Annotated in this window: 12 protein-coding genes; 8 read left to right on the top strand and 4 right to left on the bottom strand. The window is 65.9% G+C overall.

Features of this window, described 5'->3' with window-relative positions; all coding sequences use genetic code 11:
* Positions 1 to 2: 2 nt before the first annotated feature.
* Together QTH97_RS24970 and QTH97_RS24975 are read right to left on the bottom strand one after the other, a co-directional pair.
* Positions 3 to 203: a hypothetical protein gene (locus QTH97_RS24970; protein ID WP_286571185.1), complete on the bottom strand. Its 201-nt coding sequence runs from the start codon at positions 201 to 203 to the stop codon at positions 3 to 5.
* 75 nt (positions 204 to 278) lie between these two features.
* The gene (locus QTH97_RS24975; RefSeq protein WP_286571204.1) at positions 279 to 1,331 is read right to left on the bottom strand and encodes an AraC family transcriptional regulator; all 1,053 of its coding nucleotides are present in this window, start codon (positions 1,329 to 1,331) and stop codon (positions 279 to 281) included.
* Positions 1,332 to 1,455: 124 nt separating this feature from the next.
* Here QTH97_RS24975 and QTH97_RS24980 point away from each other — a divergent pair, with 124 nt between their 5' ends.
* The 7 genes from QTH97_RS24980 (at position 1,456) to QTH97_RS25010 (ending at position 10,064) form a co-directional block, all read left to right on the top strand.
* Positions 1,456 to 2,628, top strand: coding sequence for an isovaleryl-CoA dehydrogenase (locus QTH97_RS24980; protein ID WP_286571186.1), 1,173 nt, complete (start codon positions 1,456 to 1,458; stop codon positions 2,626 to 2,628).
* Between the two features lie 27 nt (positions 2,629 to 2,655).
* Positions 2,656 to 4,362 carry an AMP-binding protein gene (locus QTH97_RS24985; RefSeq protein ID WP_286571187.1) on the top strand — a complete coding sequence of 569 codons (1,707 nt, stop codon included), beginning with the start codon at positions 2,656 to 2,658 and terminating at the stop codon, positions 4,360 to 4,362.
* A complete protein-coding gene (locus QTH97_RS24990; RefSeq protein WP_286571188.1) occupies positions 4,359 to 5,966 on the top strand; it encodes a carboxyl transferase domain-containing protein in 1,608 nt (535 codons plus the stop codon). Before QTH97_RS24985 ends, QTH97_RS24990 begins: the two co-directional genes overlap by 4 nt.
* A gap of 11 nt (positions 5,967 to 5,977) precedes the next feature.
* Entirely contained in the window at positions 5,978 to 6,487 is a 510-nt protein-coding gene (locus tag QTH97_RS24995; protein ID WP_286571189.1) for a DinB family protein, read from the top strand.
* Between the two features lie 5 nt (positions 6,488 to 6,492).
* Positions 6,493 to 7,281: an enoyl-CoA hydratase/isomerase family protein gene (locus tag QTH97_RS25000; RefSeq protein WP_286571205.1), complete on the top strand. Its 789-nt coding sequence runs from the start codon at positions 6,493 to 6,495 to the stop codon at positions 7,279 to 7,281.
* Positions 7,282 to 7,405: 124 nt separating this feature from the next.
* The gene (locus tag QTH97_RS25005) at positions 7,406 to 8,077 is read left to right on the top strand and encodes a DUF4126 domain-containing protein (RefSeq protein WP_286571190.1); all 672 of its coding nucleotides are present in this window, start codon (positions 7,406 to 7,408) and stop codon (positions 8,075 to 8,077) included.
* Positions 8,070 to 10,064 carry an acetyl-CoA carboxylase biotin carboxylase subunit gene (locus QTH97_RS25010; protein ID WP_286571191.1) on the top strand — a complete coding sequence of 665 codons (1,995 nt, stop codon included), beginning with the start codon at positions 8,070 to 8,072 and terminating at the stop codon, positions 10,062 to 10,064. Before QTH97_RS25005 ends, QTH97_RS25010 begins: the two co-directional genes overlap by 8 nt.
* Before the next feature lie 4 nt (positions 10,065 to 10,068).
* Here QTH97_RS25010 and QTH97_RS25015 read toward each other — a convergent pair whose 3' ends face one another.
* A complete protein-coding gene (locus tag QTH97_RS25015) occupies positions 10,069 to 10,260 on the bottom strand; it encodes a hypothetical protein (RefSeq protein WP_286571192.1) in 192 nt (63 codons plus the stop codon).
* A 50-nt stretch (positions 10,261 to 10,310) separates the two neighbouring features.
* On the opposite strand from QTH97_RS25015, the gene QTH97_RS25020 reads away from it, so the two are divergent.
* Positions 10,311 to 11,240, top strand: a complete 930-nt coding sequence (locus QTH97_RS25020) for a 2-hydroxyacid dehydrogenase (protein ID WP_286571193.1) — start codon at positions 10,311 to 10,313, stop codon at positions 11,238 to 11,240.
* A gap of 375 nt (positions 11,241 to 11,615) precedes the next feature.
* Here QTH97_RS25020 and QTH97_RS25025 read toward each other — a convergent pair.
* On the bottom strand, positions 11,616 to 12,892 hold a 1,277-nt coding region (locus tag QTH97_RS25025; RefSeq protein WP_286571194.1), incomplete at its 5' end, for a polymorphic toxin type 22 domain-containing protein.

The raw sequence follows: 12,892 nt of genomic DNA on the forward strand, positions 1-12,892 counted from the left end.
GCTCAGTTGCCCGTGCGAACGGCCGCCTTGGCCATGGCGGTGATCGACTGGGTCATCGCCTTGGCGCGGCCCGCCCACATCCGAGAGGTCAGCTTGTCGGCGTTCTCGCTCACGGACGGATGGCTGCGGACGCGTCCCGAAGTGGCGATGAAGTCCATCAGGGCGGCGAACTCGGAGCTGTCGGTATCGGGAACTTGCTGCATCCGCTGATCCTAGGCGGGCCAATGCACCGTTCCGGTGTGCTGTGACGCGCCGGATGCACCCTGTGCGTGCTTATTTCACGGATCGGCGGCCGAGACTGTAACTGGCTGCGTGCCACGCCGGAAGGCGCCCGGCGTCACGCCGGCCCAACTCCGGAAGGCGCGGGAAAAGCTCTTCTCGTTGCGGAACCCCACCGCCAGCGCGACCTGCTTGATCGGCCGGTCGGTGCGGCGCAACTGATCGGCCGCCAGTTCGTGCCGCACTTCGTCTTTCAACGCCTGCAGCGAAATGCCTTCTTCCAGCAACTGGCGATGCAGCGTGCGGGTGGACAGGTTCAGCAGGGTGGCGAGCCCCTCCGCCGTTGCGGCCTCGCCGCCGCGCGTGCGCAACAGCTCCCGCACGCGCTGGCCCAGCAGACGGTCGCGGCGGTATTGGAGCACCGTGAGTGGCAGGGCGCGCCGCAGCATGGTTCGCAGCGCGCGTTCGTCGCGCTGCAGCGGCAGGGCCAGGTAGCGTTCGTCGAAGCTGTAGTCGGCCCGTGCCGCGCCGAAATGCAGTTCGCCTCCAAACATCAACGGATAGGCGTCGCGGTGCGCCGGCGCCTCGAACGGAAACGAGGCCGCGCTCAACGAGACCCGTGAGTCGATCGCCCAGCAGGCGTAGCCGTGCAGGAAGCGCAGGCTCGATACCAGGCAGAACTCCCGGAAGTCCCCCAGTGCGCGATGCTCGGTGACCGACACGGTGGCGACGCCGCCGGCCACCGCCAGGTCGAGCGTGATGTCGTCCGTCAGCAGCCGGTGGTGCCTGCACCAGCGCTTGATCGCGACGCCCAGGTTCGGCGAGCCGAGCGAGGCGCGGCACAACATGCCGTAGGTTCCCCACGGAAGGCGGCGCGCGAACCAGCCGAGCGCCTCGTCGTCGAGTTCCTGCATCGCAAAGCCCGACAGCGCCTCGAACTGCGCCGCCGTGACGCGGGCCTGCGGATTGGCGAGATCTTGCGGCGTGATCTGTGCCTCCGCCAGCGCCTGTGCGGGATCGGCACCGTAGCGCTCGTAGCCCTGGACAATGGCTCGTACAAAGGCGATTGGCGTGGCGGCGCGGTTGCTGTTCCGCAGCAGGGACGACGACATGCGTGTGCGATAGCGTGGCGTGATTTGCAACCATTGTGGCGCCAATTGCAACGGCACAGGGCGTAAGCTGCGGCTTTCCGCGCGCGAATTCCGGCGCGGCCGAACCGATTGAGGAGACAACCCCATGCACGATCCCGGCCTGAACTTCGACCTGGGCGACACCATCGACTCGCTGCGCGACGCGATCCAGACTTTCTCAGCCAACGAGATTGCACCGCGCGCAGCGGATATCGACCGCGACAACCTGTTTCCGGCCGACCTCTGGAAGAAGCTCGGCGACCTCGGCCTGCACGGCATGACGGTGAAGGAGGAATACGGCGGCACCGAACTCGGCTACCTCGCGCACATCGTCGCGATGGAGGAAGTCTCGCGGGCTTCGGCCTCGGTCGGGCTTTCGTATGGCGCGCATTCGAACCTCTGCGTCAACCAGATCCACCGCAACGGCAGCGAGGCGCAGAAGAAGAAATACCTGCCCAAGCTGGTGAGCGGCGAACACGTCGGCGCACTGGCGATGAGCGAGCCCAATGCCGGCTCCGACGTCGTCAGCATGAAGCTGCGCGCCGAGAAAAAGGGCGACCGCTACGTGCTCAACGGCGGCAAGATGTGGATCACCAACGGCGGCGACGCCGACACGCTGGTGATCTACGCCAAGACCGAGCCCGAGATGGGCGCTCGCGGCATGACGGCCTTCATCGTCGAGAAGGGCTTCAAGGGCTTCTCGGCCGGCACCAAGCTCGACAAGCTCGGCATGCGCGGCTCCAACACCTTCCCCCTGTTCTTCGACAACTGCGAAGTGCCCGAGGAGAACGTGCTGGGCGGCGAGGGCATGGGCGCCAAGGTGCTCATGAGCGGCCTCGACTTCGAGCGTGCCGTGCTCTCCGGCGGCCCGCTGGGCATCATGGCCGCCTGCATGGATGCGGTGCTGCCCTTCGTGCACGAACGCCAGCAGTTCGGCCAGAGCATCGGCGAGTTCCAGCTCATGCAGGGCAAGCTGGCCGACATGTATTCGACCTGGCAGGCTACGCGGGCTTACGTCTACGCAGTCGGCAAGGCCTGCGACCGCAGCGACCACGCCCGTACCTTCCGCAAGGACGCGGCGGGCGCGATCCTCTATTCGGCCGAGAAGGCGACCTGGATGGCCGGCGAGGCGATCCAGGCGCTGGGCGGCGTGGGCTATACCAAGGACTTCCCCGTCGAGCGGTTGTGGCGCGACGCCAAGCTGTACGAGATCGGCGCTGGCACCAGTGAGATCCGCCGCATGCTCATCGGGCGGGAACTCTTCGCTGAGACAGCATGACTCCCAGGTACTAGGAGCAAAGAAAAAATGGCCGCACTCACCGAGAGCATGGCACGAGGCGCCACCGACGTGCCCCTGATCGAGCAGACCATTGGCGACTTCTTCGACGACATGGCTGCGCGCCAAGGCGACCACGAAGCCCTGGTCAGCGCCCACGAGTCGAAGCGCTACAGCTACATCGAACTCCAGCGCGAAGCCAACCGGCTCGCCAGCGCCTTGCTGGGGTTGGGCCTCGTGCCAGGGGACCGTGTCGGCATCTGGTCGCACAACAACGCGCCCTGGGTGCTGATGCAGCTCGCCACGGCGAAGGTCGGCATCATCCTGGTCAACATCAATCCGGCCTACCGCACCTCGGAGCTCGAGTACGCGCTCAACAAGGTGGCGTGCAAGGCGCTGGTCACGATGAAGAGCTTCAAGACCAGCGACTATGTCGGCATGCTGCGCGAACTCGCGCCCGAGCTGGCGGATGCCAAGCCCGGCGCATTGAACGCCGCGCGCCTGCCGCACCTGCGCACCCTGGCATGGATCGACACACCGGCCGACAGCGGGGAGCTTCCAGGGCTGTTGCGCTTCTCGACCCTGCTCGACAGCGGCACGCCCGACGACCCGCAGGTCGCCGCCATCGCGAAGACGCTGAAGGCGACGGACCCGATCAACATCCAGTTCACCAGCGGCACCACCGGCTTCCCGAAGGGCGCGACGCTCACGCACCGCAACATCCTGAACAACGGCTTCTTCATCGGCGAATGCATGAAGCTGTCGCCGGTGGACCGCCTGTGCATCCCGGTGCCGCTCTACCACTGCTTCGGCATGGTGCTGGGCAACCTCGCGTGCATCACGCACGGCGCGACCATCGTCTACCCCAATGACGGCTTCGACCCGCTCACCGTGATGCAGACGGTGCAGGCCGAGAAGTGCACGGGGCTGCATGGCGTGCCGACCATGTTCATCGCCGAGCTCGACCATCCGCGCTTCAGGGAGTTCGACTTCTCGACACTGCGCACCGGCATCATGGCCGGCTCGCCGTGCCCCACCGAGGTGATGAAGCGCGTGGTCGACCAGATGCACCTGCGCGAGATCACCATCGCCTACGGCATGACCGAGACCAGCCCGGTGAGCTGCCAGAGCTCGACCGACACGCCGCTCGAAAAGCGCGTGTCCACTGTCGGCACCGTGCAGCCGCACCTGGAGATCAAGATCATCGATCCGGTCACGGGCGACATCGTCCCGACGGGCGTCTCCGGCGAGTTCTGCACGCGCGGCTATTCGGTGATGCACGGCTATTGGGAAGACGAGGAAAAGACCCGCGAAGCCATCGATGCCGAAGGCTGGATGCACACCGGCGACCTCGCCACCATGGACGCCGAGGGCTACGTCAACATCGTCGGCCGCATCAAGGACCTGGTGATCCGTGGCGGCGAGAACATCTATCCGCGCGAGATCGAGGAATTCCTCTATCGCCACCCCAAGGTGCAGGACGTGCAGGTCGTCGGCCTTCCCGACAAGAAGTACGGCGAGGAGCTGTGCGCCTGGATCATCCCCAAGCCCGGACAGACCGCGACCGCCGACGAGATCCGCGACTTCTGCAAGGGCCAGATCGCGCATTACAAGGTGCCGAGGTATATCGAGTTCGTCGCCGCGTTCCCGATGACGGTGACCGGCAAGATCCAGAAATTCAAGATTCGCGAAGCGATGAAGAGCCAGCTCGGGCTCGACGAGGACCAAACTGCATGAAGCTGGAGACCAAACTCAACGCCCGCTCGGCCGAATTCCAGGCCAACGCGACCGCCATGCGCGCACTGGTCGACGACCTGCACGCGCAGTTCGCCAAGGTCGAGGCCGGCGGCGGCGAGGCTGCGCGCAGCAAGCACACGGCGCGCGGCAAGCTCTTGCCACGCGATCGCGTCGCGCAACTGCTGGACCCGGGCACGCCCTTCCTCGAAGTGGCGCCGCTCGCGGCCCATGCGATGTACCACGGCGCCGCACCCGGCGCGGGGTTGATCGCCGGCATCGGCCGGGTCAGCGGCGTGGATTGCATGATCGTCTGCAACGACGCGACGGTGAAGGGCGGCACCTACTACCCGATGACCGTCAAGAAGCACCTGCGCGCGCAGGAGATCGCCGAGCAGAACCGCCTGCCCTGCATCTACCTCGTGGACTCGGGCGGCGCCAACCTGCCCAACCAGGACGAGGTGTTCCCGGACCGAGATCACTTCGGCCGCATCTTCTACAACCAGGCGAACATGAGCGCGCAGGGCATTTCGCAGATCGCGGTGGTGATGGGCTCCTGCACGGCAGGCGGCGCCTACGTGCCCGCCATGAGCGACGAGAGCATCATCGTCAAGAACCAGGGCACCATCTTCCTGGGCGGCCCGCCGCTCGTGAAGGCGGCCACCGGCGAAGTCGTCACCGCAGAGGACCTGGGTGGCGGCGACGTTCACACGCGGCTGTCAGGCGTGGCGGACCATCTGGCACAGAACGACCTGCATGCGCTGGCGTTGGCGCGATCGGCGGTCGCCAACCTCAACGCGCGAAACGGCGGCGGCGAGAATCCAACGGCGACACCGCGCGCACCCGACTTCCCGGCCGACGAACTCTATGGCGTGATCCCGGTCGATACCCGCAAGCCCTTCGACGTCCGCGAGATCATCGCCCGCATCGTGGACGGCAGCGAATTCCATGAGTTCAAGTCGCGCTTCGGCAACACGCTGGTCTGTGGCTTTGCCGAGATCGAGGGCATGCCGGTGGGCATCGTCGCGAACAACGGCATCCTGTTCTCCGAATCTGCGCAGAAGGGCGCGCACTTCATCGAGCTGTGCTGCCAGCGCAAGATCCCGCTGGTGTTCCTGCAGAACATCACCGGCTTCATGGTCGGCCGCAAGTACGAGAACGAGGGCATCGCGCGCCACGGCGCGAAGATGGTGACGGCCGTGGCCACGGCCAATGTGCCGAAGTTCACCATCATCATCGGCGGCAGCTTCGGCGCCGGAAACTACGGGATGTGCGGCCGCGCCTACTCGCCGCGCTTCCTCTGGATGTGGCCCAACGCACGCATCAGCGTGATGGGCGGCGAGCAGGCCGCGAGCGTGCTCGCCACCGTCAAGCGCGATGGCATCGAGGCCAAGGGCGGGCAGTGGAGCGCGGAGGAGGAGGAAGCCTTCAAGTCGCCGATCCGCCACCAGTACGAGGCACAGGGTCATCCCTACTACGCGACGGCGCGGCTGTGGGACGACGGCATCATCGACCCTGCCGACACGCGCCGCGTGCTGGCGCTGGGCCTGGCTGCGGCACGCAATGCGCCGATTCCCGAGCCGAGATTCGGCATCTTCCGCATGTGAGGGCCAGCACCATGTCGCTCGCCAACTACTTCGCCAGTCTCGGGCGCTACCACGTGTGGGCCACCAACAGGCTCATCACGTCGAACCTCGCGGGCTTGTCCGACGAGGACTGGCACAAGGACTGCGGTCTGTACTTCCGCTCCGTGCACCTGACGGTCAACCATCTGCTGGTGACCGACAACATCTGGTTCGCGCGCTTCGCAGAAGGCAAGTCGTTGCGCATGTCGCTCGACACCGAACTGCATGCGGATCGCGCCGAAGTGTGCGATGCGCTCGCCGCTGCCGTCACGCGCTGGAGCCCATGGCTTGCGACCTTGCCGCCGGACCGCTACGACGGCGTTCTGTCCTATGTCCGCAACAACGGCGAGCAGGTGGTGATTCCCTTCGGGCCGGCGCTGGGGCACGTCTTCAACCACGCGACCCACCATCGCGGCCAGGTGGCTGCCGCGCTCACTGCGATGGCGCAACCCGGGCCGGAGCTGGACTGGGTCTATCTGCTGCAACAGGAAGCCAGGGAATGACATCCATGAGTGACTTCACCACCCTCGAACTCGCGATCGAAGGCGCGGTTGCGCGCATCTGGCTCAACCGGCCCGAGCTGCGCAATGCCTTCGACGACGTCGTCATCCGCGAGCTCGGCGAGGCCTTTGCACAGGCGAGCGCCGCAGCCGACGTGCGGGTCATCGTGCTCGGCGCGAACGGCCCGGCGTTTTGCGCCGGCGCCAATCTCAACTGGATGCGCCGCGCGGCCGACTTCACGCACGAACAGAACCTCGCAGACGCAGGCGGCCTCGCCGCGATGCTGCGCACCATCCATGAAAGTCCCAAGCCGGTGGTCGCGCGCGTGCAGGGCGACGTCTATGCGGGCGGGATGGGCCTGGTCGCCGCATGCGACATCGCGGTGAGCGTCGACACGGCGTGGTACTGCCTGAGCGAAGTCAAGATCGGCCTGATCCCGGCCACCATCAGCCCCTATGTCCTGCGCGCGATGGGCACGCGCGCAGCGCAGCGCTGGTTCCTCACGGCCGAGCGCTTCACTGCAGCCGAGGCGCATCGCATCGGCTTCGTGCACGAGGTGGTCGCCGCCGATGCGCTGGACGCCAAGGTCGCCGAGATCGTGAAGGCCCTCACCAGTGCCAGCCCGGCGGCGGTGCGTGCATGCAAGACGCTGATCGCGGACGTCGCAGGTCGCGAGATCGACGATGCGCTGGTCGCCAAGACGGTGCAGGGCATCGCCGACATCCGCGCCAGCGAGGAAGGCCGCGAAGGCGTCCAGTCCTTCCTGCAGAAGCGCAAGCCGAGTTGGCTAGGGTGACGAACGTGGCGGACGCTCGGCCCGTATCGGAAATCCCGCGGAACCGGCTGTGCCGGGTCGCCGGGATTGTCCCGTGGAAAGGGGTGTCCGAGCCACACGAAGTGGGCAAGGCTGGGGGTGAGCAATGACCAGTCTGGACATGCCCCAACTGCTCGCATTGGCCGCTGCACTCGGCTGGGCCAGCGGCGTGCGGCTGTACCTCGTCGTGTTGTTGACCGGCCTGGCCGGCTACATGGGCTGGGTGCCGCTGCCGAACGGCCTGCACCTGCTGGCCCATCCGGTCGTGCTGGCGGCGAGCGGCTTCATGGTCTTCGTGGAGTTCTTCGCCGACAAGATCCCGGGTCTCGATTCGATCTGGGACATGGTCCATACGGCGATCCGCATCCCTGCCGGCGCGGCGCTCGCGGCCGGCGTGTTCGGCGCCGACCATGCGGCGATGGCGCTGGTCGCGGCCCTGCTCGGCGGCGGCTTCGCCGCGACCGCGCATGCCGCCAAGGCCACGACGCGCGCGGCGATCAACACCTCGCCGGAGCCCTTCAGCAACGTCGGCGCCTCGCTCGTCGAGGACGGCATGGTGCCGGCGGGACTCTGGCTCGCTGTCGCGCACCCGCTGGTGTTCGGCGTGCTCTTCATTGCCGTGCTGGTGCTCAGCGTGTGGTTGATCCGCAAGAGCTGGCGTTTCCTCAAATCCCTCTTCGGCCGAGTGGCCCGCATCTTCAGCGGCCGGCCCGACCCTGGCGTGGCCCCCGCGTTCCAGCTCAAGAAGAACTCCCCCGGAGACTCATCGAATGTTTAAGAAGATCCTGATCGCGAACCGTGGCGAGATCGCCTGCCGTGTCGCGGCGACCGCACGCCGCATGGCGATCCGCACCGTGGCCGTGTATTCCGATGCCGACGCGCATGCCAACCATGTGCGCGCCTGCGACGAGTCGGTGTACCTCGGCGGCAGCGCGCCGAAGGAGAGTTACCTGCGCTGGGAGAAGATTCTCGAAGCCGCCAAGGCCAAGGGCGCGGAGGCGGTGCACCCCGGCTATGGCTTCCTCAGCGAGAACGAGGAGTTCGCCCAGGCCTGCGCCGACGCCGGCCTGGTCTTCATCGGCCCGCCGCCTTCAGCCATCAAGGCCATGGGCCTGAAAGCCGAGTCCAAGCAACTTATGGAGAAGGCGGGCGTGCCGCTGGTGCCCGGCTACCACGGCAGCGACCAGGACCCTGCGCTGCTGCAACGCGAGGCCGATCGCATCGGCTACCCCGTGCTCATCAAGGCCAGCGCAGGCGGCGGCGGCAAGGGCATGCGCGTGGTCGAGAAGGCCGGTGATTTTTCCGCAGCGCTGGCCTCATGCCAGCGCGAGGCGATCAACAGCTTCGGCGACGACGCGGTGCTGATCGAAAAGTACGTGCAGCGCCCGCGCCATATCGAGATCCAGGTGTTCGGCGACACGAAGGGCAACTACGTCTACCTGTTCGAGCGCGATTGCTCGGTGCAGCGGCGCCACCAGAAGGTGCTGGAGGAGGCGCCGGCACCGGGCATGACCGAGGCGATGCGCAAGCAGATGGGCGAAGCTGCGGTAGCCGCTGCGCGGGCGGTCGACTACGTCGGCGCGGGCACGGTGGAATTCATCGTCGAGCAGCGCGCCGACGGCAGCATGAACTTCTTCTTCATGGAGATGAACACGCGGCTGCAGGTCGAGCATCCGGTGACCGAAGCCATCACCGGGCTGGACCTCGTCGAATGGCAGTTGCGCGTCGCTTCGGGCGAAGCTTTGCCATTGAAGCAGGAGCAGTTGCAGATCCACGGCCACGCGATCGAAGCGCGCATCTGCGCCGAGAACCCGGACAACAACTTCCTGCCTGCCACCGGCACCCTGCACGTCTACCGCAAGCCGCAGGCGACCGCCTTCCAGCGCAGCCGCGTGCGCATCGACGACGGCGTGCGCGAAGGTGGCGTGATCTCGCCCTTCTACGACTCGATGATCGCCAAGCTGATCGTCCATGGCGCCACGCGCGGGGAAGCGCTCGCTCGGCTCGACCTGGCGCTGGCGCAGACGCACATCGTCGGCGTCGCGACCAATGTCCAGTTCCTGCGCGGCATCCTGCGCACGGATTCGTTCGCGAATGCGAAGCTCGACACGGCGCTGATCGAACGCGAGCGCGCAGTGCTGTTCGACCAGGAGCCCCTGGGCCTGCCGCTCGCCGCGGCGGCGTCGATTGCCTGCACGCTGCTTGCGGAAACGGCGACGTCCAGCGCCGATCCGTTCAGCCGGCGCGATGGCTGGCAGTCGCACGGCGTCGCGACGCGACCCTTCGAGTTCGAGTTCCGCGGCGAGACGAAGAGCGCGGCGCTGCGCTACCTGCATGATGGCGCGCTGTCGCTTCAGGTCGGCGATGTGTCGGGGCCGCTGGAGATCGGCAGCTTCCCTTCGGGCGAACTCGAACTGCAGTTCGACGGCCAGCGCCACACGCTCAATGTCTACGAGGACCAGGCTACGGCCCATGTCTTCGCTGCGCACGGCGCCACGAAGATCACCGCCATCGACCGCCTCGCCCATGCGGGCGATACCCACGCCGAGGGCGGCCGGCTCACCGCACCGATGCCGGGCAAGGTCGTGTCATTCGCGGTGAAAGCCGGCGACAAGGTCAGCCGCGGCCAGCCGCTCGCCGTAATGGAGGCGATGAAGATGGAGCACACCATTGCGGCGCCGGCCGACGGCACGGTCGAAGAACTGCTCTACGCGCCGGGCGACCAGGTCACCGAAGGCGCGGAACTGCTCCGCATCGCGGCCTGAGCCTTCAGGCCCGTGCCGCCAGCGTGGCGGCACGCGGCCGCAGCATCGTCATCACGTAGTGGATGCTGCCGCCGATCAAGTTGGTGAAGCTGCCGCACAGCAGGAACAGGCTGGCCGCGAGGTAGTGTGGTCCGATGCGCCCGTTGCGTGTCGGGCCGCGAGGACCTGACCGGGCTTGTGAACGCGTTTGGTGCATTGAAGGCTGGGTTTTCCCGCGTGCCCGACTGCAGGTTCTAAGATCCATCCATGCGAATCATCGTCAGCCTCACCGACAACCGTCCCGATCCGTGGATCGCGAGCCTCCGCGCCGCCTTGCCCGAAGCCGAAGTGGAGAACTGGGCGCCCGGCGCCGCGCCGGCCGACCATGCCGTGGTCTGGGCGCCGCCGCAGGCGCTGCTCGACGAACAGCCCCATCTGCGCGGCATGTTCAACATCGGTGCCGGCGTCGACGCGTTGCTCAAGCTGAAGGTGCCGCCACAGACCCAGGTCGTCCGGCTCGACGATGCCGGCATGTCCGTGCAGATGGCCGAGTACGTCTGCCACTTCCTGATCCGGCACTTCCGCGAATTCGACGCCTACGAGGCCGAGTCCCGCGCGGGCCGCTGGAGCTATCGCAAGCCGCGCGAACGCAAGGACTTCACGGTCGGCGTGATGGGGCTCGGCGTGCTGGGCGAGCGGGTGGCGAAGGCCGTCAGCCAGTTCGAGTTTCCGGTCAACGGCTGGAGCCGCTCGGCCAAGGCCATCGAGGGGCTGCGTTGCTTCTCGGGCGAGTCGGAGTTCGACGCCTTCCTCGGCGCGAGCCGCGTGCTTGTCAATCTGCTGCCGCTCACGCCGGCCACGCGCGGCATCCTCAACCGCGACACGCTCTCCAAGCTCAACGCCGGCCAGCCCGGCGGCTACCTGATCAACGTGGCGCGCGGCGCCCATCTCGTGGATGCCGACCTCATTCCCTTGCTAGACAGCGGCCAGCTCGCCGGCGCGACGCTGGATGTGTTCGACGTGGAGCCTCTGCCGGCCGAGCATCCGTTCTGGCGCCATCCGAAGATCACCGTCACGCCGCACGGCTCCGCGCGTACCGAGCGCGAAGCGTCGATTGCGCAGATCGCCAGCAAGATCCGAGCGATGGAGCAGGGCGAGCCGATCGCAGGCGTGGTGGACGTGACTCGCGGCTACTAGCGCTCTTGCTTTTCGCGGGTTTCTGGCGAACCGCGCCTTGGTACTGCGCGCGGCGGTGCGTCGGAAGCAGGCGCTCTGCATTTCGAACGCCCGGTTTGGCGTACGAGGCACGAGAGAAGCGTACATGGGCGCGCATTTGTGCCCCGCGCGGTAACGCTCACAAATCTGGCCGCGTGAACTGGGTGGTAAGGTTTTTTCGTCTGGCTGCTCTGCTCTTGCATACCGGGGCGACGCCCCTATTGCAACAGCTTATACAGTGCCGCCACCACCATCAGAACCACCACGAGCAATACCGCCGCCCGATTAATCTTCTTCGCCAAAGGACTCATGCGCTTCCACGACTCCTCGTCTATGCCACCTGGCATCTCGCACTCCTTATCTCTTGTTGGGGTCAAAAACGATGGTCGAGTGCAATATGGGAACGACACCGTATGAAACCTTCGCAGGTGACGCTAGACCGAGTTCCAAAGCATATGCACTACCGTACGAACGGGTGATCGCGCCCAAGAGGTTGACGCGCCAAGGAGTAGGTATTGAAATGAACGCTTGGCTGGCGTCGCCACTCAAGAAGCTGTTGGTTGACCGAGCATCATTGTCGCCAAAGATCCATCCAACCGAACCGGTAGCAGCGGGTTCGAACGCGATAGATCGTGGGTTGGTCTGCGCGACGCCGCCGAACATGTAGATGGTACCGTCATGACTATTTCGGGCAATTCCTCCTGCGGCTGAAAGGGGGCTTGCTGCGACGACCTGATAGTCCGGAGTGAGAAAGCCTCTCTTGTTGACATCGATGCCCGACGAATTCGCACCCATGTAACTCCAATCCGACCTGAATTGATTGGTGGATGCTGCCTTGGGAATATTGCTGGTGCTTTCAATGCTGATGGCTTGCATTGATGCAGTATTTGATGCATAGAAAGCCTTCTGGGCTGCTACCCGGTAGTTGTTCGCGTCGGCGTCCAGCCCTTGGCTACGTGCCCATTGTTCCGCATCCTGCAACTGGTTTGCCTTCTGCATCAGCCTGTCCGCCTGCGCTTTGTAGTCCTGTGCGGTGAGAGGCGCGACAGGCTGGCGCTGGGCTCCGCCGTCCTGAGTGTCGATTAGCGCACCCGAGCCGTAGGCACTCGACACAAGGCTGGCTTTTTCATGCGCCAGGAAATCCTCAAAGCCATCGTCGAATTTGTTCGAAACCAGCGACGCACTCGTAGGCGCGGCAGTGCCCTGCGGGTTTGTTGACAGCCCGTAGGGATTGGCAAATGCATACACCTTGATCTCATCGACGACCGGCAAACCATGACCGCCTCTGCTTCCGGTGGCCAGCCGGAAGGAATCGCCTTCCAGTCCTGAGGAATGGAACTCTTCCTTCGGACGCGCCGTAGGCCCCTGCCCCTGCCCGAACGCCGAGAACGGCATGAAGCTCCCCATCGCGCCCCGGAAGAACCTCGCGGCCATCGGCGGTGCGCACACGATCAGCACCGTCATCAGCAGCCTGAAGCCGCCCTGCTGCAGCGCCTGGTTGGTGAAGCCCTCGGCATCCAGCCCCGTGAGGGCGTTGACGACATCGGCACTCCACAAGGCCGCCGCCACGCGCTGCATCATCTGCAGCACCAGCGACGCCACGGCGTTGAGCACCGCCATCGAGACCATCGTGC

The organism is Variovorax gracilis, assembly GCF_030317115.1.
Classification (GTDB): Bacteria; Pseudomonadota; Gammaproteobacteria; order Burkholderiales; family Burkholderiaceae_C; genus Variovorax; species Variovorax gracilis.